Here is a 24835-nt window from a genome sequence, read left to right as displayed (position 1 = left end):
TTCAGACCACGAGAACAGGACGCCTCAATGAGCGATCGCCTTCCGGGATTTTCAACCCTCGCCGTGCATGCCGGTGCACAGCCCGATCCAACCACCGGCGCGCGCGCGACTCCGATTTATCAAACGACCTCTTTCGTCTTCAACGACGCCGATCACGCCGCCTCGCTGTTCGGCCTGCAGGCATTCGGCAACATCTACACCCGCATCGGCAACCCGACCAATGCGGTGCTGGAAGAGCGCGTCGCCGCGCTCGAAGGCGGCACCGCCGCGCTGGCTGTGGCCTCCGGCCATGCCGCGCAGGTCGTGGTGCTGCAACAATTGCTGCAGCCCGGCGACGAGTTCATCGCCGCACGAAAGCTCTATGGCGGCTCGATCAACCAGTTCACGCATGCGTTCAAGAGTTTTGGCTGGAACGTGGTGTGGGCCGACCCCGATGACATCTCGAGCTTCGAGCGCGCGGTGACGCCGCGGACCAAGGCGATCTTCATCGAGTCCACCGCCACCCCCGCCGGCAGCATCACCGACATCGAAGCGATCTCGACGGTCGCCCGCAAGGCGGGCGTGCCGCTGATCGTCGACAACACGCTGGCCTCGCCCTATCTGATCCGTCCGATCGACCATGGCGCCGACATCGTCGTGCACTCGCTGACGAAATTTCTGGGCGGCCACGGCAACTCGCTCGGCGGCATCATCGTCGATGCCGGCACCTTCGACTGGTCGACGGGGGGCAAATATCCGATGCTGTCGGAGCCGCGGCCCGAATATCACGGCATCCGCCTGCAGGAGACCTTTGGCAATTTCGCCTTCGCGATCGCTTGCCGCGTGCTGGGCCTGCGCGATCTCGGCCCGGCACTGTCGCCATTCAACGCCTTCATGATCCTGACCGGCATCGAGACGCTGCCGCTGCGCATGCAGAGGCACTGCGACAATGCCAAGGCCGTTGCCGAATACCTCGCGGGACATCCGGCGGTGGCTTCAGTGAGCTATGCGGGGCTGCCGAGCGACAAGTACAACCAGCTCGCGCGCAAATACGCGCCGAAGGGCGCGGGCGCAGTGTTCACCTTCAGCCTGAAGGGCGGCTATGACGCCGGCGTCAGCCTGGTGTCGAAGCTGCAGCTGTTCTCGCCCCTCGCCAATGTCGGCGATACCCGCTCGCTGGTGATCCACCCCGCCTCGACCACGCACAGCCAGCTCGACGACGCCGCCAAGGTGAAGTCCGGCGCCGGTCCCGACGTGGTGCGGCTCTCGGTCGGGATCGAGGACAAGGAAGACCTGATCGCCGATCTGGAGCAGGCGCTGGGGGCTTGATCGCCACCGTCGTTCCGGGACGGTGCGAAGCACCGAACCCGGAACCTCGATATGGTGCGATCAGCTCTGGATTCCGGGTTCGGTCCTGCCGGACCGCCCCGGAATGACAGTCGTTGGACGACCGTCAGTTAACAGTCATTAACCATATCTGCCGCATACATCGTCCTTGGATCGCCCCTTTGATTCGGAGCCGACGATGCTGCGCTGGATGGTGCCTGCCCTTGCGGCGATGCTGACGGTTTCAGGCGCGCTCGCCGCCGATCTGCCGGCGACGCCGAAGCGGCGCGCTGCCGTGCCGCCGCAGGACCCGCCACAGGTCTATGTCGAGACCGATCCGGATGCGCTGATCTCGCCGGCCTATGGCATCGGCAGCTACATCCGCAACCTGCCGGGCACGCCGCTCCTGCCCGGCTCCCACACCTTGCCGGGCTATTACGGCCGGCCCTGGAGCTACGATTATCAGGGCGCGTACTACGGCGGGAAGCAGGTCGATTATTTCTGGCGCCTGCCCTACGCGTGCGGCGTCTACGGCTACTGCTGATCTGATCAGCCGGGCTGGCTGAGCGGAACCGCGCGCGGCTGCGTCTCCGCAGACCGCCGTGATGCGAGCCGTTCCACCTGCATCACCGCGAGTATGAGCACCAGGATCGCAACCGCCTGATGCGCGAGCGCGAGATCGATCGGCACCTGGTTGAGCAGCGTGAGGATGCCGAGCACCGCCTGCAGGCTCACCGCCGCAAGCAGCCACAGCGCGCCGCTCGCTGCCGCCCCTGCGCGCGAGCGCACCGCGTCGATCGCGTGCAGCGCCGCCAGCACGAACAGCGCATAGGCCGTCATGCGGTGCTCGAACTGCACCGTCAGCACATTGTCGAACATGTTGCGCCACCACGGCGTCTCGAACCACAACCGATCAGCCGACGGAATGAACGCGCCATCGATCTCAGGCCAGGTGTTGTAAGCGCGCCCGGCGCGCAGGCCTGCGACCAGCGCACCGAAATAGATCTGCACGAAGGTCACGACGAGAAGCAGCGCGCTGGTGAACCGCAGCCGAGCCGGTGCCGCGATCTGCGGCCGCTCCTTGAGCCGCCGCACCGTCCAGACGATCCCGGCGAAGATCAGCAGCGCCAGCACCAGATGCGTCGCCAGCCGATATTGCGACACCTCGACCCGCGCCGTCAGGCCCGAGGCTACCATCCACCAGCCGACCGCACCCTGCAGCCCGCCGAGCGCAAACAGCAGCCACAGTCGCCGCCTCAATTCACCGGACAGGTCGCCGCGCCAGAGGAAGAACAGGAACGGCAAGAGATAGGCGACGCCGATGAAGCGGCCGAGCAGCCGGTGACTCCACTCCCACCAAAAAATCTCCTTGAACTCGGACAGGCTCATGCCGGCGTTGAGCTCGCGATATTGCGGAATCTTCTTGTAGGCTTCGAACGCCTCGGTCCACTGCGCCTCGGTGAGCGGCGGCACGCTGCCCGTAACGGGTTTCCATTCGACGATCGAGAGGCCGGATTCCGTCAGCCGCGTCGCGCCGCCCACCAGCACCATCAGGGCGATCAGCGCGGCCACAGAGATCAGCCACCAGCGCACGGCGCGGTGCGGGTTGATTGGAGCGGAAATCGTCGTCATTTCAGGGACAAACCAAGCCTTCTACCCAAGAGACTTGAACCGGACTGCGTGCCCCTTATAGTCCCCCGCTCCCGCAGCGCAAGTTACGCCAGGACCACGACATTCCGCCATGACGATCCGCACCCGCAAGTTCCTCGGCGCCATCCTGCTCCTGGTGCTCGCCACCGTCTGGGCCCTGCTCGGCATGGCCTTGGCGCAGATGCCCTGGATCGCCGAGTCCAGCTGGCGGCAGGCGATCTACTACGTCGTGGTCGGCATGGGCTGGGTGCTGCCGGCGATGCCGATCGTGAGCTGGATGCAGCGGCCCGACCGGGTCAAGTCCACTCGTTAGGTCTTGCTCGTAGCGCTGCCCGTCGGCCTCACCGGCGCAAAGGCAACACCCGACACCAGCACGCGCAGCATCCGCAGCGATCGCACCCGCCCGTCCCAGGCAATCCGCGGCAGTGCGCGCAGATTGGTGCGCCCCTCCGCCTCCACGATGCCCGGGATCGTCGACACCGCGCTGGCAAAGCCGGCCTCCTCCGCCATCACGACGTGGCTGCGCCGAAACGAGGAGCGGTCGCCAAACGGATAGGCGAAATGCCGGATCTCGCGCCGAAACGCCGATTCCGCGACCGCTTTGCCCATCGTCATCTCGCGCAGCGCAGCGGCATCCTTCATGTTGGCGAGAACGGGATAGTTGACGGTGGCGCTGCCGATCGTCACCAGCGGATCGGCAGCCAACCGCGCCAGGTCCTCCCAATCCATCGACGCCTCGCGCGAGAGCGCAGCGAGGTCGACCCGGTAGCGCGTACAGAGATCGGCGATCGCGACCGACAAATCCGCCGGCGGCAGCGAGCGAAGCCAGCTCTCCAGATACGAAAACAGCGCCTGCTTCAGGGCCTTGTCGGTGACGGTGAAGCGTTGCTCCTTCTCACCCATCATCAGGCTGATGCGGCTCTCGCGCGCAATCACCTGCTCGAGCCCGAGCCACCAGGCCTCGCCGACGCCGTCGGGAAAGGCGGTGGGGACATAGATCGTGAAGGGCACGGCGTGGCGCGCCAGCACCGGATAGGCGAAATTGATGAGATCCTTGTTGGCGCCGTCGAAGGTCAGCGCCACGAAGCGACGCTTCTCCGGCAGCGTCACCGCGCGCCGGCAGACCTCGTCCATGCCGATAAAATCGTAACGCCACCGCTTCAGCGCGCGAATGGCGCGGTCGAGGAATTGCGGCGTGATCTCGTTCGCGCGCAGCGGCTGAAACCCGCGGCGGCGCCGCGGCCGCACCTGCGCAAAGCGCAGGATAGCGCCGGCACCACGACCGCGCAGCGCCGCCTGACCGCTGAACCAGGTCAGCTCGAGGCGCAGCCGTTCCAGCCATCTGTCGTCGGAAGCCAATATCCCACCCTTCGCGCGCGCCGGCGGTCCGTCCCCTCTCCCATTGTCATTACCCTTTGTTGACCTTTGTTTGCAAAGGTCGGCCACAGGCCGAATTACGAATTTTCGATTTTCTCGACAGGTATCGCGAATGACCATGGCTGCGGCGACGCAAAGCCGGACGGCAGAAGCGCCAGCGCGGTCGAAAGCGAACCGTATCGCGCAGGTCGATATCGTCACCGATCTCGCCGAGGCCGAGGCGGTCTGGTGTGCCTTCGAGGAAAACGGCCATCTCTTCACACCCTACCAGCGCTTCGACCTGCTCAGTCCCTGGCAGCGACTGGTCGGCGCCCACGAAGGCGCCCGGCCGTTCATCGTGATCGCCCGCGACGCCGAGCACAGGCCGCTCCTGCTGCTGCCGCTCTCGCTGCGCCAAAGCCATGGCGTGCGCACGGCCTGCTTCATGGGCGGCAAGCACACCACCTTCAACATGGGCCTGTGGAACGCCGAGTTCGCGGCGCAGGTCACCAGCGCAGATCTCGACGCGCTGCTTGCGCCGCTGCGCGCGCATGTCGACGTGCTCGCGCTGACGCAGCAGCCCGAGCGCTGGAGCGACCAGCAGAATCCGTTTGCGCGACTGCCGCGACAGAGCGCGATCAACGGCTGTCCGCAGTTGGTGATGGAGCCGGGCGGGCCGAAGGAATCGCGGATCAGCAATTCCCTCCGCCGCCGCCTCAAGAGCAAGGAAAAGAAGCTTCAGTCCCTCGCCGGCTATCGCTATCATCTCGCCACGTCAGACGCGGACATCACCCGCCTGCTCGACTGGTTCTTCCGCGTCAAGCCGGCGCGGATGGCCGAGCAAAAACTCCCGAACGTCTTCGCCGAGCCCGGCGTCGAACAATTCGTCCGCAGCGCCTGCCTTGCGCCGCGCGGTGAAGGGCGCGTCATCGACATCCACGCCCTCGAATGCGACGACGAGGTGATCGCGATCTTCGCCGGCGTCGCCGACGGCCAGCGCTTCTCGATGATGTTCAACACCTACACGATGTCCGAGCACGCCCGCTACAGCCCCGGCCTGATCCTGATGCGCTACATCATCGATCGCTACGCCGAGCGCGGCTACCGCTCGCTTGACCTCGGCATCGGCTCGGACGAGTACAAGCGGATGTTCTGCAAGGACGACGAGGACATCTTCGACAGCTTCGTGCCGCTGACCTCGCGCGGAAAACTCGCGGCGATGGCGATGTCCTCGCTCAGCCGCGGCAAGCGGCTGGTGAAGCAGAACCAGATGCTGTTCGACATGGCCCGACGGCTGCGGCAGGCGTTCGGGTAGCGCGGGCTCTTCTCCGAAATCTAACCACTTGCGAAGCTTCCGCTTACCCTCCCCTGGAGGGGGAGGGTCGGCTCATGTTGAGCGAAGCGAGACTTGAGACGGGGCGGGGTGACGGTTTCTCCACATCCAACAGTGCCCGTAGGGGGAGATCACCCCACCCCGTCTCGCCGCGCTGACGCGCCGCGAGCCGACCCTCCCCCTCCAGGGGAGGGTAAGAGGCAGCACAGAAACTGAAAGAGACCGAGGCGAGCCCCCTCGCCTACGCCGCCACCACGCGCGGCGTCTCCATTGCATCCGAAGCCTGCACCGGCTTGCTCAGCATGGTCACCTCGCTGAAGCCGACCGCTCTCAGCTGCTCGCACATCTGCGTGCGCGCATCCGGTGCCATCGAGGCGTCGGGCACCACGACGGCGCGGGCATGCGCCGTCAAAAGTTCGGCCGGGAGGTCGGAGGCGCTGCCGGCGTCGATCAGCACGTGATCGTAGGCGCGCAGCAGCGCGTCGATCGCGAGCGCCACGCGCGGCGATTGCAGCAGGCTGCGGTCGAAGCCGGGACGGCCGGCCATGACCAGATGCAGCCGTGACAGCTTGTCCCGGGTGATGATTTGCGCGAACGAGGCCTCGCCCTGCATCAGCTCGGCAAGGCCCGGAGCCGACGCATCGACGGACACCGCGGCAATGGTCGGTGAGGACGCGGCGAGATCGACCACGACGACGCGCGCATCGCGCGAAAGGTGGCGGGCGAGCGTCAAGGTCGACAGTGTGATGGCTTCGCCGGACGCGGTGCCGAGCACCGTGACCTTCCTGGCCGCGCCGCCCGCGGCGCGCAGGCCTTCGGCGAGCTGCTCGATCTCGGCAAACTCCGTCACACCGGCATCGGCCGTCATCGCCGGCTGAAGCGGCGCCGGCTCACCCATCACCGGTTCGACGACCGGCTCGACCACCGGCTGAACGAACGGCTGGACGAACGGCTCCTGCCGAACCGCCGCCTGGACGCGCGCCGGCGCCGGAGTGAACACGGCTGCCGCGCGCGGCGCGGTCTGCCGCAACAGCTCGCCGGTGACGACGACGCCTGACGAGAGCAGCAGCGTCGCGATGGTCGCGATCAGCACGATCGGCAGCTTCTTCGGATAGGCCGGCGTGTTCGAGACGATGGCGCGCGAGATGATGCGGCCATCCGTCGGCGCAGTGTCGATGGTCTCGCGGGTGTTGGCCTCGCGGTACTTGGCGAGATACGTCTCGAGCAGGTCGCGCTGCGCCTTGGCTTCGCGTTCCAGTGCGCGAAGCTGGACGTCCTGGCCGTTGGTCGAGGCCGCCTGCTTCTTGAGCTGCTCGAGGCTCACGGTCAGGCCATCGACCCTGCCGCTGGCGATCCGGGCGTCGCTTTCGAGCGAGCGCGAGATCTTGGCCGCTTCGTCGCGGATTTGATTGTCGAGGTCGCCGAGCTGCGCCTTCAGCTCCTTGATCCGCGGATGATTGCCGAGCAGCGTGGACGACTGCTCGGCGAGTTGCGCTCGCAACGTCACCCTCTGCTCCGACAGCCGGCGCATCAATTCGGAGTTCACGACCTCGGATGCCTCGATCGGCTTGCCGCTCTGGAGCATCTCGCGGATCAACCGTGCCTTGGACTCGGCGTCGGCCTTCATCGAGCGCGCATTGTTGAGCTGGGTGTTGACCTCGCCCATCTGCTGGTTCGACAGTGTGGTGTTGTTGGTGCCGACGAACAGGCTGGACTTGGAACGGAAGTCCTCGACCCTGGCCTCCGCGTCCGAGACCTTCTTGCGCAAGTTCTCGATCTCGCCGGCCAACCACTGGCTGGCGTTCTTGGCCTGCTCCTGGCGCACGCCCTGCTGCAGCACGAGATAGCCGTCGGCGATCGAATTGGCGACGCGGGCGGCAAGCTCGGGATCGGCGGACTGGAATTCGACCACGATCACGCGCGACTTGTCGACCGCGTAGGCCTGCAGGCGCTCGTAATAGGCATCGAGCACGCGCTCTTCCGGCGTCATCGCGAACGGATCGCGGCCGATGCCGACCAGGGCCGCGAGCGACTTCAGCGGCGAAATGCCTTGCAGCACCGGATCGAATTCGGGGCGCTCGGCAAGCTTGTTCTTCTTGATGATCTCGCGCGCGAGATCACGCGACAGCACCAGCTGCACCTGGCTGGTAACGGCCTCGGCGTCGAGCGCCTGCCGCTCCTCGGTACGGTCGCTGTTCGGGCGCAGGAACACGTTCTCGCGGCCGTCGATCAGGATGCGGGCCTCGGACTTGTAGCGCGGCGTGACGAGATTGACGACAGCGAGGGACGCAACGAGCGCCAGCACCGTCGGCACGATGATCCAGCCGCGCTTGCGCGCCAATGCCGCGCCGAGCGCGTGCAGGTCGATGTCGCCGGATTCGACTGCGGACTGCTTCGCGACAACGGGCGCAGGCTTTGCTTCGGCCTTGGCTTCGATCTTGGCTTCGACCTTGGCTTCGACCTTGGGCGCAGCTTCGCCTTTGGACTTCGAGACGGCTCGCTCGATCACCGCCTTGTCCTTGCCGGCACGCCAGAACGCTAAACGCATCGAACACTCCCGCAGGGCAACGCTGCGACTCTACCTCAACCGGGGCGATTACACTCCATTAAGGTTGCCGCTGGGTTAATCGCGGCATCGCGCGCCTCGCGCGCGTGCGCCCGTCACCGTTTGTTAACCACGAGGCCCCTTAATCCCTCTCGATTATTTCGTGAGAATTGTTCGGCAGTCGCCGTCGAGCTGGTTTTGATCATGCCCCCCTCTCCCGACCGGCCGCTTCGCATCCTGCACGCCGTGCGTGCTCCGGTCGGCGGAATCTTCCGCCACATCCTCGACGTCGCCAACGGCCAGGTCGACCGCGGCCATCATGTCGGCATCCTCGCTGACAGCCTCACCGGTGGCGAACGTGCCGACAAGGCGCTGGCCGAGCTCGCGCCGCGCCTGAAGCTCGGCGTGCACCGCATGGCGATCCGCCGCGAGCCGTCACCCGATGATGTCATGGTATGGCTGCGGATGCGGCGCCTGATCGCGAAGCTCAAGCCCGACGTGATGCACGGCCACGGCGCCAAGGCCGGCGCCTTCATCCGCATGCGGCGGCGCTCGGACGACACGATCCGCATCTACACCCCGCATGGCGGCTCGCTGCATTATCCCCTCAACACCTTCAAGGGCGAGTTCTACGCGCGGCTCGAACGCGCGCTGATGGACTCGACGGACCTGTTCCTGTTCGAGAGCGCGTTTGCCCGCGACACCTATCAGCGCATCGTCGGCACACCCAAGGGCGTGGTGCATTGCGTCTTCAATGGCGTCACTCCGGAGGAGTTCGAGCCTGTCTTAACGGCCGACGATGCGACCGACCTCTGCTATGTCGGCGAGTTCAGGCACATCAAGGGCGCCGACCTCTTGGTCGATGCCGTGGCACGCCTGCATGAAGGCGGCAAGAAGGTCACGCTCACGCTCGGCGGCGACGGCGAGGAGACGGCCGCGCTGAAGGCGCAGGTCGAAAGGCTCGGCCTCACCGGTGCCATCCGCTTCATCGGTCACGTCAAGGCGCGCTACGGTTTCTCCAAGGGACGGCTGCTGGTCGTCCCCTCGCGCGGCGATTCCATGCCCTACGTCGTGATCGAGGCCGGCGCCGCAGGCATTCCGATGATCGCATCCAAGATCGGCGGCATCCCCGAGATCTTGGGCGCCGAGAGCCCAGCTCTGTTCGCGCCGAGCGATCCCGAAGCCATGGCGGAGGCGATCGCCGCAGCGCTGGACGATCCGCAAACCACCACGCAGCGCGCGGTGTCCTTGCGCGAGCGCATCTCTGCGCATTTCTCGCAAGCGGCGATGGTCGAAGGCGTGCTTGCCGGCTATCGCGACGCATTTGCCAATCATTAACCATCCTTAAGCCCGCTTTAGAAAATCTTCCGATTTGTTCGATAATCGAAGCGCCAGGGGATGCTTGCCCGGGGCGCGCAAGGCCGTGCCGCGGGTTTTTGGAATGGACGTGGACGCCCGTGGAACCGCTCAACGCACGCTCGATGCTCGATGCCGCGACCAGCGCTGCGGCAAAGCCTGCTGACCAGCCCTTTGTGGAGCGCCGTCGCCGGCTCTCGCCTGCGGCGCTCGAAGTCGTCAACCAGAAGGTCGCCCGCGCCTATTCGCCGATCGTGATCGCCGGCTTCGTCCGACTGGCTGATTTCGCGCTGCTGAGCCTCGTCGGCATTGCGCTCTATGTCGGCTATGTCATGCCGCTCTCCGGCGCCTTCAGCTGGGTTTATCCCGCCGAGGTCATCGCCGTCGCCATCGCCGCCGTGATCTGCTTCCAGGCCGCCGACATCTATCAGGTGCAGTTGTTCCGCGGTCAGCTCCGGCAGATGACGCGGATGATCTCGTCCTGGTCGTTCGTCTTCCTGCTCTTCATCGGCATCTCCTTCTTCGCCAAGTACGGCAGCGAAATCTCGCGGCTGTGGCTGGCCGCCTTCTACTTCCTCGGGCTCTCTGCGCTGATGGCCGAGAGACTCGTGCTGCGCTCGCTGGTGCGCGGCTGGGCGCGCCAGGGCCGGCTCGACCGCCGCACCATCATCGTCGGCTCCGACAGCAACGGCGAGCAGCTGGTCGAGGCGCTGAAGGCGCAGGAGGATTCCGACATCCACGTGCTCGGCGTGTTCGACGACCGCAACGACAGCCGCGCGCTCGACACCTGCGCCGGCGCGCGCAAGCTCGGCAAGGTCGACGACATCGTCGAGTTCGCCCGTCGCACCCGCGTCGATCTCGTGCTGTTCGCGCTGCCGATCTCGGCGGAGACGCGCATCCTGGAGATGCTGAAGAAGCTCTGGGTGCTGCCGGTCGACATTCGCCTGTCCGCGCACACCAACAAGCTGCGCTTCCGTCCCCGCTCCTATTCCTATCTCGGCGAGGTGCCGACTCTCGACGTGTTCGAGGCGCCGATCACCGACTGGGACCTGGTGATGAAGTGGCTGTTCGACCGCATCGTCGGCGGCCTCGCGCTGCTCGCCGCCCTGCCGGTGATGGGACTGGTGGCGCTGGCCGTGAAGCTCGACAGCCCGGGCCCGGTGCTGTTCCGCCAGAAGCGCTTCGGCTTCAACAACGAACGCATCGACGTCTACAAATTCCGCTCGATGTACCACCATCAGGCCGATCCGACCGCTTCGAAGGTCGTGACCAAGAACGATCCGCGCGTCACCCGCGTCGGCCGCTTCATCCGCAAGACCAGCCTGGACGAGTTGCCGCAGCTCTTCAACGTGGTGTTCTCCGGCAATCTCTCTTTGGTGGGCCCGCGCCCGCATGCGGTGCAGGGCAAGCTGCAGAGCCGCCTGTTCGACGAGGCCGTCGACGGCTATTTCGCCCGCCACCGCGTCAAGCCCGGCATCACCGGCTGGGCCCAGATCAACGGCTGGCGCGGCGAGATCGACAACGAAGAGAAGATCCAGAAGCGCGTCGAGTTCGACCTCTATTACATCGAGAACTGGTCGGTGCTGTTCGACCTCTACATTCTCCTGAAGACACCGATCTCGCTGCTGACCAAGAACGAGAACGCGTATTGAGTTGAGTTTCTCCGTCATGCCCCGGCTTGACCGGGGCATCCAGTACGCCGCAGCGCCAGCCGTTTCCTGCAACGCGCGCCGCGGCGTACTGGATCGGCCGGTCAAGCCGGGCGATGACAGCGTGGTGTGTAGCGTACCAGTGGCGTGAGCGTGTGATGGCGTATGCGGCGACAGCCGGTGAAGTGAAATTGGCCGCGCCGGCTGCGCCCGGCGTGCTGGCGCTGCAGCGCGCGCTGGTGTGGCTGGTCGGCGCCTCCGGCGCCATCGTGTTCATCGAGCCGAGCCCGTACGAGATCGCGACACTGCTCGCGACCGTCGCCTTCTTCGCCACCGGCCTGCGCCTGCGGCTCGTGCTGATGCCGCTGGTGCTGATGCTGGTCCTGCTCAATGTCGGCTACACCATCAGCGCGATCCCGCTGTACGACCAGCCCGAGGTGGTGAGCTGGATCGCGACCTCCTGGTATATGGCAGTGACGGTGGTGTTCTTCGCGATGGTCACCTCCGAGGACACCGCGGCCCGGCTCGACATGCTCCGCCGCGGCCTCGTGGTCGGCGCGATGGTTGCCTCGCTGCTGGCGGTCGCCGGCTACTTCCACCTGGTCCCCGGCGGCAACGACCTCCTGACGCTCTACGGACGCGCGCGCGGCACGTTCAAGGACCCCAACGTGCTCGGCGCCTTTCTGATCCTGCCGGCGCTGTTCGCACTCCAAAGCGTGGTCTCGGACAAGTTGGCCAAGGCCTTCCGCAATGTCATCGCCTTCGGCATCATGTCGCTGGCGATCCTGCTTGCCTTCTCCCGCGCCGCCTGGGGCGGGCTGGTGCTGACCTCCGCCTTCATGCTGGCGCTGATGGTGCTGACCAGCCGCACCAATGCGCAACGCTCGCGCATCATCATCATGGCGATCGTCGCCGCGGTGCTGGGGCTGGCGCTGATCGCGGTGCTGCTGTCGTTCGATGCCACCGCCGAGATGTTCAAGCAACGCGCGAGCTTCGACCAGAGCTATGACGAAGGCCGCTTCGGCCGGTTCGGTCGGCACATTCTCGGCGCGGAGATGGCGCTCGAGCTGCCGTTCGGCATCGGCCCCCTGCAATTCCACCGCTACTTCCCCGAGGACACCCACAACTCCTACCTGAATGCCTTCATGTCCGGCGGCTGGCTCTCCGGCGTGTGCTATCCCGCGCTGGTCTTCACCACCGTCATCATGGGTTTCCGCCACGTCTTCATCCCTGTGCCGTGGCAGCGCGCCTATCTCGCGGTGTTCTCCGCCTTCCTCGGCACCGTCGGCGAAAGCTTCGTGATCGATACCGACCACTGGCGGCACTTCTGGATGATGCTGGGCGCGATGTGGGGCATGATCGCGGCCGCGCAGGCCTACAAGATCAGGGGTTCGGACGAAGCTTCTTCAGCTTGAGATCGGGACGCTTCTCCGGCGGCGTATCGAGCAGGCTCTTCAGCGCTTCCGTTGCCGCGAGAACGCCCTTGTAGCCCTCATTGGCGAAGCGCAGCAGCAGGCGCAATTCTTCTTCGGAATAGCCGGCAAACACCTTTTCCATCGCCTGCTGCATCGGCACGTAGAACTGGCCGATCTTCATGGCCGCTTCCGGCACGACGGCAATGAAGACCTTGCGGCGATCGGCCTCGTCGCGCTCGCGGCGCACGAGGCCAGCCTTTTCGAGCCGGTCGATCACGCCGGTGATCGCGCCCGTCGTCAGGCCCGTGACCTCGGCGAGCCGGCCCGCGGTGACGCGTCCCTCGAGATAGAGGATGTCCATGCATTCCAGGTCGGAATTGGCAATTCCGGCAACGTTGGCAACGGTCTGGCCGTAGAGCACGCCCTGCGCGGACGACCTGCGCATCGCCGCCTCGAGCTCCTGCAACAACGCCGCACGCGCCTTCGTCCTTGACAAGACAGGCCTCTTCTCTTACTCGATATATATCTTAGCCACTAAGAGATTTAGCGACCGTAATTTCTCCTAGCACCACGGAAACGTCGGGAGCAAGCCATGTCCTATCGTCCCCGCAAGGCCCTGATCATCGGCGCCGGTATCGCCGGACCCGTTGCCGCCATCCTGCTGCGCCGCGCCGGCATCGAGTCCGCGATCTATGAGGCCTGGCCCTATTCGAAGGGCATCGGCGGCGGCCTGCAGATCGCACCGAACGGCATGCAGGTCATGGACGAGATCGGGGTCGCGAACGAGCTGATCAGCCGCGGCTCGGTGGCGGAAGCCTTCGACTTCTATTCGCAGGACGGCGAGAAGCTGGGCTCGATCAACCGCGACTTGGCGCGGCGCTTCGGCCAGCCAGCCGTCAACATCTCCCGCGCCACGCTGAACGAGATCCTGATCGACAAGGCCTGGTGCGCCTGCGTCTCGCTGTATTTCGAGAAGCGCCTGATCAAGATCGAGGATCGCGGCGACCAGCCGATCATCGCCTACTTCGCCGACGGCACCACGGCCGAAGGCGACTTCCTGATCGGCGCCGACGGCGTCCACTCGGTGGTGCGCCGCCAGGTCGTGCCTGATGGGCCGCAGCCGTTCGACACCGGCCTGATCGGCTTCGGCGGCTTCGTGCCGTACGCCGTGCTCGACGGCAGGCCGATCGGCCGGCACGTCGAGACCACGTTCGGACAGAGCGGCTTCTTCGGCTACGGCTATTGCAGCCCCGATCCGAACGACGGCGTGATGTGGTGGAGCACGCAGCCCGCGCACGGCATGGACGCGGCGATGTTCCGCGCGCTCGATCACGCGACGCTGAAGCAGCATCTGCGCGGCTTCCATCGCGGCTGGCACGATCCGATCCCCGCCATCATCGAGGCAGCCGAGAACATCGTGGTCACCGACACGCTCGACGTCGCGACCCTGCCGACCTGGTCGCGCAAGCGTTCACTGCTGATCGGCGATGCCGCGCACGCAACCAGCCCCCATGCCGGCCAGGGCGCCTCGCTGGCGCTCGAGGACGCGATGCGGCTCGCGCGCTTGATGCAGGAGCGGCAGGAGCTCGGCGCCACCTTCCAGGCCTTCGAGGCCGAACGCCGCCCGCGCACCGAGAAGATCGTCGCGATCGCCCGCCGCAACGGCAACAGCAAGCGCGAGTTCAGCGCCACCGGCGCGTGGATGCGCAATCAGATGCTGAAATGGCTGTTGCCGCTGGGCGCCAAGGGTATGGATTTCATGTACGCCTATGACGCAAGGGCGGTGTAGCGATTGACGCTGTCATGCCCCGGCTTGACCGGGGCCCAGTACGCCGCGGCCTGTCGGTTCTTGTCTCATTGTCTCGGAGTACTGGATCGCCCGGTCAAGCCGGGCGATGACAGCGTATTTGCGGCGCGCGACTGCGCCTACTTCTCCACCTCAAATGTCAGCCCCGCATGGTCCCGCAGCCGCTTGATCAGCTTGTGCCGCATCGCTGCGCCCGGCGTCCAGAAGCCGGCCGGAACGTCCGCCGCGTCGCGCAGCAGGCAGATCGCGCATTCGGAGATCATCTTCGAGGTCGAGCCGTAGCCGGGATCGCGGTCACCGGTGACGCCGGCGCGGACCATGCGGCCGTCGGGGGCGATTGCGACGTAGAGCAGATTGAACAGGCCCTTCTCGCGCTCTTCTTTCGACGGCCCCTCGCCCGGCTTCGGCGCGTTCGGCCCGGTCTTCTCGGCATTGGCCGCCATCACGCGCTTGGCGTTGGTCTCGCCCTTCTCGCCGGGGCCGGTCAAAACCATCTCGTCGTAGACGAAGTCCTTGCCGTAGGGAAAGCCCAACAGCATGTTGGAGCGATGGACGTTGCGGGTGTTGATGAGCGCCATCATGAACGGCGCGGCCCAGGATTGCAGGTCCTCCTCGAAGACCGCCCTGTTGCCCTTGGGCTGCTTCGGGCCGGTGAAGCCCGGCGTCAGCGCGAAATGATCGTTGAGGATGGCGACGAGGCTGAGGTCCTTGGCGACGGCATCGAAGGTCGCCTTCGCGCTCGCCGCGGTGCCGCCAGACAGCGTGCCGCGCATGTCGCGCACGCGGCCCTTCACGCGCGCTGTCGGCGCGCCGAACACGCGCTTGGCCTCTTCCTGCACAAAGAACGTCCCAAGCTCGAACGGCACGGAATCATAGCCGCAGGAAAACACGATGCGTGCGCCGCTCGCCTTGGCCGCCGCCTCGTACTTGTCGATCATCTGCCGCATCCAGACCGGCTCGCCGCAGAGGTCGAAATAATCCGTACCCGCGGCGACGCAGGCCGCGAGCAGGTCCTCGCCATAGAATTGATACGGACCGACCGTCGTGATCACCGATTTGGTCTGCGCGACCATCGCCTTCAGCGACGCCGCGTCCGACGCATCCGCGACGATCAGCGGCGTGTCGGCGGGCGCGCCGATGGCATCACGCACCGCTTTCAGCTTATCGAGGCTGCGGCCCGCCATCGCCCATTTGAGCGCCTTGTCATCCTTGTAATGCGCCGCCAGATATTCGGCGACGAGCTGGCCGGTGAAACCGGTCGCGCCGTAGACGACGATGTCGAATTTCGCAGAGCTCATGATCGGCCTTTACTTCTTCGCGTAGCTCACGCCCATGCCGGCACGGACGTCGCTTTGAATGCCATAGGGCGGGATCGGATAGCGCAGGCCGTTCTTCGCCAGCGCCTTCATGCCCTCGATTGCCTTGGCGAGATGCGAGGGCTTCAAGGCCATCAGCATCTCCTCGTCCGGCACGCCGCCATAGCGCCGTTCGGCATAGCATGGCAAGGACAGGCTGGGCTCCCCGGTCTTGAGCGCCCGCCCCCAGGAATCCGCGCACGCGGTCTCGCCGACCACTCCCCATTCAAATTTCTTGTAGCCGGTATATTGCAGCCCGTTGATCAGGATGATCATCTGCCCCGGCGTCGCATAGACGAGGCAGATGTCGGGCGGATCGAGCCGGCCGCTCGCGAGCGGACTGACGGCGAGCGCCTGATAGTGTCCGAACGGAACCACGTCCAGCGCCTCCTGGCGCTTGCGTGCGTCCTCTGTGGTACCATGCCAGACCCCGACATAGTTTTCGCCGGCGAGCCATTTGTCGTCCTGGGGGCTGAGGCCGATCACCGCGCGGCACTGGCTGCCTACGAGATCGTCGGCGGTGATGCCGACGGTCCAGCCCAGACGCGCGGCCATGCTGACGATCTGGTCGGTGGTGTGAATTGCGTTCGGACGCCGGATCTTCGGGACCGCCTCCATCTCTGCCGCTGTTGCGAACAGCTTCATGCCGATCACGTTCGTCTTCAGCCGCAGCAGGCTGTTGAGATCGGCGACGAGGCGGGCAGGATCGATCGTGTCTGCACTCCGCTGTTGCATGGCTTCCTCCGCGCCGGCGATCGCGCGCCGGTTCTTGTCTTGGTGCCCTCGTTCTAGTCCTTGCCCGGCCCCGGAAGCAACTCGCCGGTCCGGCCCATCAGACGGTAAGCCACGAGGCCGATCCACTCGCGGACGGCCACTTCAGTTCGGCCCAGTCCGTCAGCGCCCATATTCGTGAAGGAGAACAGATCGTCTCGTCCCCCCATCCGCCAATCCACGGGATACGCCTCGACGTCAAATCCGGCCTTGCGGAATATCCCCATCGAGCGCGGCATGTGGAAGGCCGACGTCACCAGGAGCCAGCGCTCGCCCGGCTTTGGTGACACCAATTTCCTGGTGAAGATCGCATTCTCCCAGGTGTTGCGAGAGTTACGTTCGAGGATCAGGCGTTCCTTCGCGATGCCGAGATTCTCCAGGATCGGCGCGGAATAGTCGGCCTCCTTCGCCTCGGTCGAAACCAGGTTCGCTGTGCCTCCGGTGAAGACGATGCGCGCGTTGGGATAGCGGCGAGCGAGCTCGGCCGGCGCAAACAGACGATCGGCCGCGTGCGCGACAACCGGCGTGCGATGCGCCGCCGACAGATCGGTGTCGACCGAGCCGCCGAGCACGATGATGCCGTCGGGCGCGCCGCGCGACGGATCCCACGCCGGGAAGCGAGACTCCAGCGGATAGATCAGGAGATTGCCGAGCGGCGAGAACGCAGCGAGCGCCATCAGCACCAGCGTGGTCACGGCAAGCCTGCGGCCGAGCGCGGCAAAGCGCGTCGCCATCAGCACGACAGACAGGATTCCGAGCTCGACCAGGAGATTGATCGGCAGCAGCGCGGTGCCGAGGGTCTTGGAAAGAACGAAAAACAGGGGAGCCTCGCTGAAATCGTCTGGCCTGTCTGTGCGGGGCTTGACCGGCCCCGCCATCTTCAGAAATCTTCTTGAAAGAGGATCGATCGCCGGGTCAAGCCCGCGCTGATGAAACCGAACGGACGCGGCACATGACCCATCATCACCTGCATTCCAGCCCCGAAACCTGCCATTGGGGCTTCTTCGAAGCCGCGCTTCAGCCCGTGCTCACCATTGCCAGCGGCGATGAGGTGACGGTCGACACCATCAGCGGCGGACCCGACATGCTGCCCGATCGCGACAAATTTCACATTCCGCCCGAGATGCACGAGGTTCATGCCAAAAACGAGCGCATGCTGCCGGGCCACATCCTCACCGGTCCGATCGCTGTCGAAGGCGCCGAGCCCGGCGACGTGCTCGCGGTCGAGATCCTCGACGTCCAGCTCCGGCAGGATTGGGGCTGGAACATGATCAAGCCGCTGGCCGGCACCCTGCCCGACGATTTCCACGAGACGCGCATCCTGAACATCCCGCTCGACCGGACGCGGATGACCGGCCGCATGCCCTGGGGTTTGGACCTGCCGCTCAAGCCGTTCTTCGGCGTGATGGGCGTGTCGCCGCCACCAGCCTGGGGGCGCATCTCATCGCTGATCCCGCGCGCGATGGGCGGCAACCTCGACAACAAGGAGCTCGGCGCCGGTGCGACGCTGTACCTGCCGGTGTTCGTCCCCGGCGCGCTGTTCTCCTGCGGCGACGGCCATGGCGTGCAGGGCGACGGCGAGGTCTGCGTCACCGCCATCGAGACCGCGCTGCGGGGCCGCTTCCGCCTGACGCTGCGCAAGGACCTCAAGCTCGACTACCCCCGCGCCGAGACGCCGACGCACTACATGACCATGGCGATGGACCCCGATCTCGACCAATGCGTGGTGCGTGCGCTGCGCGACATGATCGCGCTGCTCGGCGAGACGCGAAACCTGTCGCGCGAGGATGCCTACACGCTGTGCAGCCTGGCCGCTGATCTCCGGGTGACCCAGACCGTCAACGGCGCCAAAGGCATCCATTGCATGATCGAAAAGGCGATCGTGCACGGCTGAGCCGCCGGGCCCTTCCCTGACCTGCCGACATCGAGCCGCCGCCCGGTCTTCCCCGCGGCGTGTCCGATTCTCAAGCGATTCCAACCAGGTGAGCCGCTGCTTGGCGCTGATTTGACTCCCACCCCCGAACCTAAATAGAGTCTTAATCGTTACTTTTATGTACCCGAGTAAGAGGCTAGCGTTCGCGCCATGGCCACCGAAAAAGCCGAGACTGACCGCATTCCCGTAACCTTGGCGCTCTCGACCATCGCCTATCTGGAGAAGCTGGTGAGACAGGGCACCCACGGCACCAGCGTTCCCGGCGTCGCACGGACATTGATCGAGGAGGGCATCCGCCTCGCCATCAAGGACGGGCTTCTGTCGATCCGCGACAATGGCAGGACGTGAGCGCGACGGACGTGAAGCGGACGGATCTCGAGACAGCGGATGGCCGACATCTGCAACCTTGGACCGCACCACATGCCTGCTCTCTCACCAGCCTCTTCACGAACCTGGACCGACGAACGCATTGAACTGTTGAAGCAGCACTTCGAGGCCGGCCTCTCCTGCAGCGAGATCGCCGCCGACATCGGCGTCAGCCGCAACGCCGTGATCGGCAAGCTGTCGCGGCTGAATCTGACGCGCGGCCGGACGGTCGACGACCGCAAGGTCCAGGACAGAGGCTTTGCGCCGGCGCGGGTGCGCAAGGCCGTGCCGCGGCTGCAATACGAGATGCTCGCCACCATCTATGGCGAGACCGACGCGCCGGTGGTTGCAGGCCCGATTGACGAGGCCAATCGCTGCTCGCTGCTGGAGCTGTCCGAGAACCGCTGCCGATGGCCGATCTCGACGCCGGGCGAAGACGATTTCTGCTTCTGCGGCAACGCTGCTCCCGACGGCCAGCCCTATTGCGCCGGTCACAGCCGCCTCGCCTACCGGCCGCATGCGCGCGCCCGCGTGATGCGCGGCTGACGCTGCGCCATCCAAAAACAAAAAACCTCCGGCGGGGCATCACCGGAGGTTTCTGGAGGCTTAGCATGAAGCTAAGAGCCGCAACTTTCGTATTTGGCTGAGAGCTATATGGCTTAGTAACTCAGGTAAGTAAATAAATCTGAGGCCGATCGAATCGCATGGCTCGTCTTCGCCCTCCGCACAGGGTTTTCCCAACACCGCTCCGTGCGAAAAAGCCCCGGCGGTTTCCCGCCGGGGCTTCATCAAGGTTCGGTAATCGCAGGGCTTACCAGTTGCGCTGGGCGCGCAGCAGCAGGCTGTAGGTGTCCTGGTCCTTCAGCTCGTAGGTCGCAGCCGGCTTGGCGACGCCCGTCAAGGCTCCGGTCGTGATCGCGCCCGAATACTTCTGGTCGAGATGGCTGTAAGTGAAGTCGGCCGAGAAGGTCAGGTTCTTCACGGGCGTCCAGCGGGTGATGACGCCGACCTGGCCGATGTTGAAGTCCGGGTTGCAGGTGCCGGTCAGGGTGGCGAACGCGGCGCTGCCGCAGATCAGGCTCTTCGCCGTGCCGCTGTAATTGACCGCAGCCCACGCGCCGTAGAGCGCGGTGTTCCAGTACGGGCTCCAGTTGTGGGTGTAGGCACCCCGGAAGCCGTAGGTCTTGGTCAGCTCGAGGTTGCCGCCGGGGCCGAACACCGCGTCAGAGACGCCGGCGAAGCCGATGCTCTGATAGGCAGCGTTCGAGCTGCCGAACATCGAGTAGCTGGTCGCTGCCAGCGACTGGAAGTTGTAGCGGCTCGCGCCCTCGGTATAGACGCCCGAGATGTTGATCACGTCGCCGGCGCCGGTCGGAATGTTCTTGATCGACAGAGCGAGCTGGACGGCCCAGCCCCACTTGTCTTCGGGATGACCGGTGACTTCAGTGGCGCCATAGTAGCCGACGTGATTGTCGTGCGCGGCGACCGACGCCTGGAACAGGCCCCAGGCCTGGTCGACGCGGACGGTACCGACGATGTCGGGCGACCGGGTGCCGCCGATGTCGTTCGAGCCGTAGGCGCCGCCGAGGACACCGCTGGTGCTCATGCCGGCCGTGTTCCAGATATTGGTCGTGAAGAACTGAGTCTGGTCCTGCGCCGAGATCGTCGCCGTCACGCCCTGGCCGAAATCGGCCGTGTAGGTGAACTGGGCGACGCCGTTGGTCGAGCCGCTGCCGCCGACCAGCTGGTCGAAGTTGTTGCCGGGATAGTTGATCCAGGGCGCGTCGAACTGCGAGACCGCCTTACCCATGGTGAAGCCGGCGAACTGGATGAAGGCATAATAGACGCCGAGCGAACCGCCCGAGATGCCGCCGTCCGTCGGGTTGATAGTGGACGAGCCAGCCGTCGTGGCACTGTAGGCGGTCGCACCTGTGCCAGAGCCGGTGCCGACATAGCTGCCGGTCGTCCAGGTGAAGACCGCATCGAAATAGGTGCGGACCACGCCGTATTCGGTCGCGGTGCGGGTGTCGATGTTGAGATCTTCACGAGCGCGCATCGAGTAGTAGTTGGTCAGGCGGTTGTTGGCCGCGAACACGCCGTTGTACTGGGCGCTGTAGTTGCCGCCGGCGTTGAGCGCCACTTCGGCACGCAGATAGCCGCCCAGCTTGATGCAGGTGTCGCTGCCCGGGATGTAGTAGAAGCCGGCGCCGTACAGCGTGCAGATCTTGACGTACTCGACCGCCTTGGCCTTGACCGGAAGATCGGCCGCCTGGGCTCCTCCGACGGCGATCAGACCCGCCGCAGTGCCGAGCAAAAGGCTCTTCACCACTTTCATATAAAACCTCCAAGTTGCTCATTTTACGGAGACCGGACCGTGAGGCCCCCCATGATCCCCGTCTCTCAAATCCGCTCGGCCGCTTTGCGCTTTCGGCCACACCCGCATTCGAGGCGAGGGACGTGAGCGAACCACCTGCAACGGGACGATCGAGTACCCCCCACCGTCGCGGATCAATATGCCTGCGCTGTTCCGCTAATCAAAATAGTTTATTAGATCAGCTATTGGTTTCGCCGAACCTGTGCCCTGCGGGCAACACCCCGGGTCGGGCCGATCTGCTGACTTGATCATCTTTGTAGTTTCAGTGACGAAATTACCCTGCTCTGCACTTGCGTCAGAGCAGGCTTGCGTGGACTATGGCATTCCACGAACACCGACCTGACCAATCGGTTCACGGAGTGACGCTGTGTCCACGACGAGGAAAGAAGGATCGCGCCTGCGCGCCATCGGCAATCTGGATATCATCAGGCGCTTCACCTGGGAGATATCGTCGATCAACATGTATCTCGAGGAGCTGCGTCAGTTCTGGGCGAGAACGCTCGGCATCAGCGGGCCGCAATGGCTGATCCTGATGGCGATCTCCGACCTCGACAAGGACGACGGTATTCCCGTCAACGTCGTGTCCAAGCTCCTCCACGTCGATCCGTCCTTCGTCACCACCCAGTCCAAGCTGCTGGAGAAGAAGGGCCTGTTGCGCCGCCGCCCCTCGCCGACCGACGCGCGCGTGGTCCGGCTGTCCCTGACCGAGAAGACGCAGAAGCACCTGGCGAGCCTCAACGAGCAGTACAAGACCATCAAGGAATTCGTCTTCCAGGAATTCGACGAAGCCGAGCTGACGGAATTCACCACCAAGCTTGCGACGCTGAAGACCCGCCTGGAAAAGGCCTGCGTCCGCCTCACGCTCGACTTCTGACGCGAAGCTAGATCCGCCCGGCGGCGCCGAGCCGCGATTCGAGCCAGTCGAAGATGTATTCGTTGGCGAGGCTCGGATTGTCGGCATGGGCCTGCGCCGCGCCCGTCTCCGCCGCAGTGAACACCTTCAGCATGACATCCGAACTGCCGAGCCGGGAGTTCTGGACGAGCTGACGCGCCCGATCGGCCTTGAGCCAGCCGTCCTCGCCGAGCGTGATCAGCACCGGACAGTCGGCGCTGGAGGCCATCAGCGGCGCGTGCGGCACCGGGACGATGCTGACGTCGCTCATCGCGAATCGGCTGGCAAAGAAGGCCCGCTCGTGCAGGTCCCACAGGCCGCCGTCGCAGACGGCGGCGGCCAGCCGCGGCTCCTGCAACACCGCGCGCGCCACGAAGGACGAGCCCCAGCCATCGGCGATGATCCCGACGCGCGCGAAGTCGACGTCGCCGCGCGTCTCCAGATAGTCCATGACGCCGGGGATCGCGCTCTCGAGATCCCGGCGCCGCAACAGCGCGTCGATAAAATCGTCGCGCTGGTCGCCGAACAGGTCGAGTGCCAGCAGCGAGAAGCCGCGCTCGCGCGCATGCGGCACGAGCTTGACCAGAAACTCTTCCTTGCGGTGACCGGGCTCGCCGATGCAGATCACGGTCGGAGCCCGCCCCTTCCCCGACGGCGCAGGAAGGAAGTAGCCCTGCAGCGGATGCCCATCGAGCCAGGGTATCGTCACCACCTCGCCGGCCGGGCTGCGCGCCGCGAGGTAGCGGCGCGCGCATTCCTGCATCGCCAGCACCGCGACCCAGCGGCGCTCGTCCGCGGGGTCGAGCGGCATCGCCGCGGCACCATAATAGTTCAGCGCGCGCAGCCAATTGCGCTGTGCGCTCGCAAGGTGGCCCTCTGCGAAGGCGGCCTCGGCGCGCTGCCGATTGGTTTGCGCCAGCTTCTTCCACTCGCGATGCCAGGACCGGTCGTCGCCGCGCTTCAGCTGCCGCGCGATCATGAGGCATTCGGCGATCGTGGCGCCGCCCTCCTGGGCCGCGGTGAGCAGCCGCGTGAACTCAGCGGAAATGTCCTCTCGTTCCGGGCAAAGGGTCCAGTCGTCGGAGAGGCATGCGGGCATCATCGGGAGCTACGCTCTATCGTCGCGTTACCCTCGATTGACTAGACCATTTCAGTTCGCCAACCAAGCGGCCGTGCGCCCGATGAGAGGCGTTTCAGATCACCATCGCTTGAACATCGTCATGTCGCATGCGTGACATTCCGATTGGTCATGGAGCGGGCGAACATTGGCAAGAGATGGCACGCAGAATTGCTGACGCATCCCTTGCTATGATGATCATCATACCTATATCGGCGCCCGCTCGGAGGCGGCCTCAACCAAGCCGCCAACCGACCTCCTGCGTGAAACTTTCGTAGAAGGCGCGGTCGTAGGCCTGCTCAGGGGTGGCGCGCACGCGCTCGTCGAGGCGCTTGGCGTCCTCGCCGACCAGGATGCGCCAGCGCTCCGCCTTGACGCCGTCGAGGATGATCTTCGCCGCCTGCGCAGCCGTCGTCGGCGCGTCCTCGAGGAAGCTGCGGGCGCGCTCGGCGAACGCCGCCTGGATGTCCTCGTCCGACATCTTGTCGGCATCGGGCACGCCGGCCGCGACCATGCGCTTGCGGGTCAGCGCCACCTCGTCGGCATTGAGCCGCTCCGAGCCGTCGGCGCTCTGCACCTTGCGCGAATTGGAGACGATCGAGGTACCGATGTGGCCGGGCATCACCACCGAGCATTTGACGTGCGGGGCGTGCAGGCGGAGGTCGTTGATCAGCGCTTCGGTAAATCCCTTCACGGCGAACTTGGCCGAGCTGTAGGCGGTGTGCGCCTGGTTCATGCCGATCGAGGCCCAGAAGCCGTTGACGCTCGCGGTGTTGACGATGTGGGCTTCGTCGGCCGCGACCAGCATCGGCAGGAAGGTGCGCACGCCGAGATAGACCCCGCCCCAGCAGATGTTGAAGGTGCGCTCCCACTGCTCGCGCGTGTTGGTGAACAGGCTGCCGCCACCGCCGATGCCGGCATTGTTGAACAAGAGATGGATCCTGTCCGTCTTCTGCTGCCCGGCGAGCTCATCGCGAAAGCGCTTGAGGTGATCCTCGATCGCGACGTCGGCGACATGCGTCGTGACGCGCAGGCCCTGCGGCAGCTTCTCGACCTCGCAGAGCCGCTTGGTCTCGGCCATCGCGGCTTCGGAGACGTCGCACATCGCCACATTGCAGCCTTCGGCGACGAGCTGCCGCGCGAGCTCGCGCCCCATTCCCGTGCCGCCGCCGGTGATGACCGCGATCTTTCCAGCAAAATCCTTCATGGGACTTTCGGCCCCTCCCTTGAACGGTGTGTTTCTTCGTGTCTGCCCATGCGGGCCGCGCAGAAACTGTAGCAGCGCCGCATCCGCGCGCAAAAGGGGGATCGGCCCGGCGCTGCGACCAAACATTCCGCCTTATTTCGACGGACGGAGTATTCCGCCGCAGATCCGGAGCGCCGTGTCGCCGGAACGGCTCGCGGCTGCGGGTCCCCTCTCATATCGCGCTATGTGCGAATCGGGTCGGGCCGTGGGACTGCCGCCACAGGCGGCCAGTTCGTCGACTTCCCCCGTATTCGCCCGGCTTCGGTTGAGAGGAAATTTTTTTACAATCCGAATCGTCAAATGAACGCCGGACGCTGAGGGGCGAGTCGGCTCGGCGGCCAGCGTGTTATCTGCGTCACAGACTC

Annotated in this window: 22 protein-coding genes; 12 read left to right on the top strand and 10 right to left on the bottom strand. The window is 65.3% G+C overall.

What is annotated here, in order from left to right; all coding sequences use genetic code 11:
• Positions 1-27 precede the first annotated feature (27 nt).
• Both CVM73_RS14665 and CVM73_RS14660 read left to right on the top strand, forming a co-directional pair.
• Positions 28-1308, top strand: coding sequence for an O-acetylhomoserine aminocarboxypropyltransferase (locus tag CVM73_RS14665; protein ID WP_100232679.1), 1281 nt, complete (start codon positions 28-30; stop codon positions 1306-1308).
• Between the two features lie 196 nt (positions 1309-1504).
• Positions 1505-1849, top strand: a complete 345-nt coding sequence (locus tag CVM73_RS14660; protein ID WP_100232678.1) for a hypothetical protein — start codon at positions 1505-1507, stop codon at positions 1847-1849.
• A 5-nt stretch (positions 1850-1854) separates the two neighbouring features.
• Here the strand turns inward: CVM73_RS14660 and CVM73_RS14655 are convergent, their stop codons facing one another.
• Positions 1855-2937 carry a COX15/CtaA family protein gene (locus tag CVM73_RS14655; protein WP_100232677.1) on the bottom strand — a complete coding sequence of 361 codons (1083 nt, stop codon included), beginning with the start codon at positions 2935-2937 and terminating at the stop codon, positions 1855-1857.
• A gap of 109 nt (positions 2938-3046) precedes the next feature.
• Here CVM73_RS14655 and CVM73_RS14650 point away from each other — a divergent pair, with 109 nt between their 5' ends.
• Complete coding sequence (locus CVM73_RS14650; protein WP_100232676.1) at positions 3047-3268, top strand: DUF2842 domain-containing protein; 222 nt, start codon at positions 3047-3049, stop codon at positions 3266-3268.
• Here CVM73_RS14650 and CVM73_RS14645 read toward each other — a convergent pair.
• On the bottom strand, positions 3265-4314 hold the full coding sequence (locus tag CVM73_RS14645; protein WP_100232675.1) for a polysaccharide deacetylase family protein: 1050 nt from the start codon (positions 4312-4314) through the stop codon (positions 3265-3267). The two genes, CVM73_RS14650 and CVM73_RS14645, sit on opposite strands and share 4 nt — an antisense overlap.
• A 130-nt stretch (positions 4315-4444) precedes the next feature.
• On the opposite strand from CVM73_RS14645, the gene CVM73_RS14640 reads away from it, so the two are divergent.
• Positions 4445-5626, top strand: a complete 1182-nt coding sequence (locus CVM73_RS14640; protein ID WP_100232674.1) for a GNAT family N-acetyltransferase — start codon at positions 4445-4447, stop codon at positions 5624-5626.
• 259 nt (positions 5627-5885) lie between these two features.
• On the opposite strand, the gene CVM73_RS14635 is transcribed toward CVM73_RS14640, so the two are convergent.
• Entirely contained in the window at positions 5886-8192 is a 2307-nt protein-coding gene (locus CVM73_RS14635) for a GumC family protein (RefSeq protein ID WP_100232673.1), read from the bottom strand.
• 201 nt (positions 8193-8393) lie between these two features.
• Here CVM73_RS14635 and CVM73_RS14630 point away from each other — a divergent pair, with 201 nt between their 5' ends.
• The 3 genes from CVM73_RS14630 (at position 8394) to CVM73_RS14620 (ending at position 12609) form a co-directional block, all read left to right on the top strand.
• Positions 8394-9527 carry a glycosyltransferase family 4 protein gene (locus CVM73_RS14630; protein ID WP_100232759.1) on the top strand — a complete coding sequence of 378 codons (1134 nt, stop codon included), beginning with the start codon at positions 8394-8396 and terminating at the stop codon, positions 9525-9527.
• A gap of 119 nt (positions 9528-9646) precedes the next feature.
• A complete protein-coding gene (locus CVM73_RS14625; protein WP_100232672.1) occupies positions 9647-11197 on the top strand; it encodes an undecaprenyl-phosphate glucose phosphotransferase in 1551 nt (516 codons plus the stop codon).
• A 155-nt stretch (positions 11198-11352) separates the two neighbouring features.
• Positions 11353-12609 carry an O-antigen ligase family protein gene (locus CVM73_RS14620; protein ID WP_167406833.1) on the top strand — a complete coding sequence of 419 codons (1257 nt, stop codon included), beginning with the start codon at positions 11353-11355 and terminating at the stop codon, positions 12607-12609.
• Here the strand turns inward: CVM73_RS14620 and CVM73_RS14615 are convergent.
• A complete protein-coding gene (locus CVM73_RS14615) occupies positions 12578-13054 on the bottom strand; it encodes a MarR family transcriptional regulator (protein WP_167406845.1) in 477 nt (158 codons plus the stop codon). The two genes, CVM73_RS14620 and CVM73_RS14615, sit on opposite strands and share 32 nt — an antisense overlap.
• Positions 13055-13201: 147 nt before the next feature.
• Between CVM73_RS14615 and CVM73_RS14610 the strand changes: the two genes are divergently transcribed.
• On the top strand, positions 13202-14398 hold the full coding sequence (locus CVM73_RS14610) for an FAD-dependent monooxygenase (RefSeq protein WP_100232669.1): 1197 nt from the start codon (positions 13202-13204) through the stop codon (positions 14396-14398).
• 137 nt (positions 14399-14535) lie between these two features.
• Here the strand turns inward: CVM73_RS14610 and CVM73_RS14605 are convergent, their stop codons facing one another.
• From CVM73_RS14605 to CVM73_RS14595, 3 genes are read right to left on the bottom strand one after another with little or no spacing between them, the layout of a single operon-like run.
• Positions 14536-15714, bottom strand: coding sequence for a saccharopine dehydrogenase family protein (locus CVM73_RS14605; RefSeq protein ID WP_100232668.1), 1179 nt, complete (start codon positions 15712-15714; stop codon positions 14536-14538).
• 9 nt (positions 15715-15723) lie between these two features.
• Positions 15724-16506, bottom strand: coding sequence for a DUF169 domain-containing protein (locus CVM73_RS14600; RefSeq protein WP_100232667.1), 783 nt, complete (start codon positions 16504-16506; stop codon positions 15724-15726).
• 53 nt (positions 16507-16559) lie between these two features.
• Positions 16560-17327, bottom strand: a complete 768-nt coding sequence (locus tag CVM73_RS14595) for a YdcF family protein (protein WP_167406844.1) — start codon at positions 17325-17327, stop codon at positions 16560-16562.
• 167 nt (positions 17328-17494) lie between these two features.
• Between CVM73_RS14595 and CVM73_RS14590 the strand changes: the two genes are divergently transcribed.
• From CVM73_RS14590 to CVM73_RS14580, 3 genes are all read left to right on the top strand, one after another.
• A complete protein-coding gene (locus CVM73_RS14590; RefSeq protein WP_100232665.1) occupies positions 17495-18436 on the top strand; it encodes an acetamidase/formamidase family protein in 942 nt (313 codons plus the stop codon).
• A 189-nt stretch (positions 18437-18625) separates the two neighbouring features.
• Positions 18626-18823, top strand: coding sequence for a hypothetical protein (locus CVM73_RS14585; protein WP_024341172.1), 198 nt, complete (start codon positions 18626-18628; stop codon positions 18821-18823).
• Between the two features lie 72 nt (positions 18824-18895).
• A complete protein-coding gene (locus CVM73_RS14580) occupies positions 18896-19387 on the top strand; it encodes a GcrA family cell cycle regulator (protein ID WP_167406832.1) in 492 nt (163 codons plus the stop codon).
• Between the two features lie 265 nt (positions 19388-19652).
• Here the strand turns inward: CVM73_RS14580 and CVM73_RS14575 are convergent, their stop codons facing one another.
• Positions 19653-21176 (bottom strand): porin, encoded by a 1524-nt coding sequence (locus CVM73_RS14575; RefSeq protein ID WP_100232663.1) that lies wholly within the window; start codon positions 21174-21176, stop codon positions 19653-19655.
• Between the two features lie 406 nt (positions 21177-21582).
• Here CVM73_RS14575 and CVM73_RS14570 point away from each other — a divergent pair, with 406 nt between their 5' ends.
• Positions 21583-22089 (top strand): MarR family winged helix-turn-helix transcriptional regulator, encoded by a 507-nt coding sequence (locus CVM73_RS14570; RefSeq protein WP_100232662.1) that lies wholly within the window; start codon positions 21583-21585, stop codon positions 22087-22089.
• A 7-nt stretch (positions 22090-22096) separates the two neighbouring features.
• On the opposite strand, the gene CVM73_RS14565 is transcribed toward CVM73_RS14570, so the two are convergent.
• Together CVM73_RS14565 and CVM73_RS14560 are read right to left on the bottom strand one after the other, a co-directional pair.
• The gene (locus tag CVM73_RS14565; protein ID WP_100232661.1) at positions 22097-23209 is read right to left on the bottom strand and encodes an alpha/beta hydrolase family protein; all 1113 of its coding nucleotides are present in this window, start codon (positions 23207-23209) and stop codon (positions 22097-22099) included.
• 250 nt (positions 23210-23459) lie between these two features.
• Positions 23460-24431 carry an SDR family NAD(P)-dependent oxidoreductase gene (locus CVM73_RS14560; RefSeq protein WP_100232660.1) on the bottom strand — a complete coding sequence of 324 codons (972 nt, stop codon included), beginning with the start codon at positions 24429-24431 and terminating at the stop codon, positions 23460-23462.
• Positions 24432-24835: the final 404 nt, after the last annotated feature.

Source organism: Bradyrhizobium forestalis (genome assembly GCF_002795245.1).
GTDB classification, from domain to species: Bacteria; Pseudomonadota; Alphaproteobacteria; order Rhizobiales; family Xanthobacteraceae; genus Bradyrhizobium; species Bradyrhizobium forestalis.
This window is presented reverse-complemented; position numbering and strand designations above follow the sequence as displayed.

Excerpts from the sequence above, each read along its gene's own strand:
- CVM73_RS14660 (WP_100232678.1), top strand. The coding sequence starts at position 1,505 with ATGCTGCGCTGGATGGTGCCTGCCCTTGCGGCGATGCTGACGGTTTCA.
- CVM73_RS14650 (WP_100232676.1), top strand. The coding sequence starts at position 3,047 with ATGACGATCCGCACCCGCAAGTTCCTCGGCGCCATCCTGCTCCTGGTG.
- CVM73_RS14610 (WP_100232669.1), top strand. The coding sequence starts at position 13,202 with ATGTCCTATCGTCCCCGCAAGGCCCTGATCATCGGCGCCGGTATCGCC.
- CVM73_RS14615 (WP_167406845.1), bottom strand. The coding sequence starts at position 13,054 with ATGCGCAGGTCGTCCGCGCAGGGCGTGCTCTACGGCCAGACCGTTGCC.
- CVM73_RS14590 (WP_100232665.1), top strand. The coding sequence starts at position 17,495 with ATGACCCATCATCACCTGCATTCCAGCCCCGAAACCTGCCATTGGGGC.
- CVM73_RS14600 (WP_100232667.1), bottom strand. The coding sequence starts at position 16,506 with ATGCAACAGCGGAGTGCAGACACGATCGATCCTGCCCGCCTCGTCGCC.
- CVM73_RS14655 (WP_100232677.1), bottom strand. The coding sequence starts at position 2,937 with ATGACGACGATTTCCGCTCCAATCAACCCGCACCGCGCCGTGCGCTGG.
- CVM73_RS14620 (WP_167406833.1), top strand. The coding sequence starts at position 11,353 with ATGGCGTATGCGGCGACAGCCGGTGAAGTGAAATTGGCCGCGCCGGCT.
- CVM73_RS14565 (WP_100232661.1), bottom strand. The coding sequence starts at position 23,209 with ATGATGCCCGCATGCCTCTCCGACGACTGGACCCTTTGCCCGGAACGA.
- CVM73_RS14665 (WP_100232679.1), top strand. The coding sequence starts at position 28 with ATGAGCGATCGCCTTCCGGGATTTTCAACCCTCGCCGTGCATGCCGGT.
- CVM73_RS14605 (WP_100232668.1), bottom strand. The coding sequence starts at position 15,714 with ATGAGCTCTGCGAAATTCGACATCGTCGTCTACGGCGCGACCGGTTTC.
- CVM73_RS14580 (WP_167406832.1), top strand. The coding sequence starts at position 18,896 with ATGCCTGCTCTCTCACCAGCCTCTTCACGAACCTGGACCGACGAACGC.
- CVM73_RS14585 (WP_024341172.1), top strand. The coding sequence starts at position 18,626 with ATGGCCACCGAAAAAGCCGAGACTGACCGCATTCCCGTAACCTTGGCG.
- CVM73_RS14560 (WP_100232660.1), bottom strand. The coding sequence starts at position 24,431 with ATGAAGGATTTTGCTGGAAAGATCGCGGTCATCACCGGCGGCGGCACG.
- CVM73_RS14575 (WP_100232663.1), bottom strand. The coding sequence starts at position 21,176 with ATGAAAGTGGTGAAGAGCCTTTTGCTCGGCACTGCGGCGGGTCTGATC.
- CVM73_RS14630 (WP_100232759.1), top strand. The coding sequence starts at position 8,394 with ATGCCCCCCTCTCCCGACCGGCCGCTTCGCATCCTGCACGCCGTGCGT.
- CVM73_RS14640 (WP_100232674.1), top strand. The coding sequence starts at position 4,445 with ATGACCATGGCTGCGGCGACGCAAAGCCGGACGGCAGAAGCGCCAGCG.
- CVM73_RS14635 (WP_100232673.1), bottom strand. The coding sequence starts at position 8,192 with ATGCGTTTAGCGTTCTGGCGTGCCGGCAAGGACAAGGCGGTGATCGAG.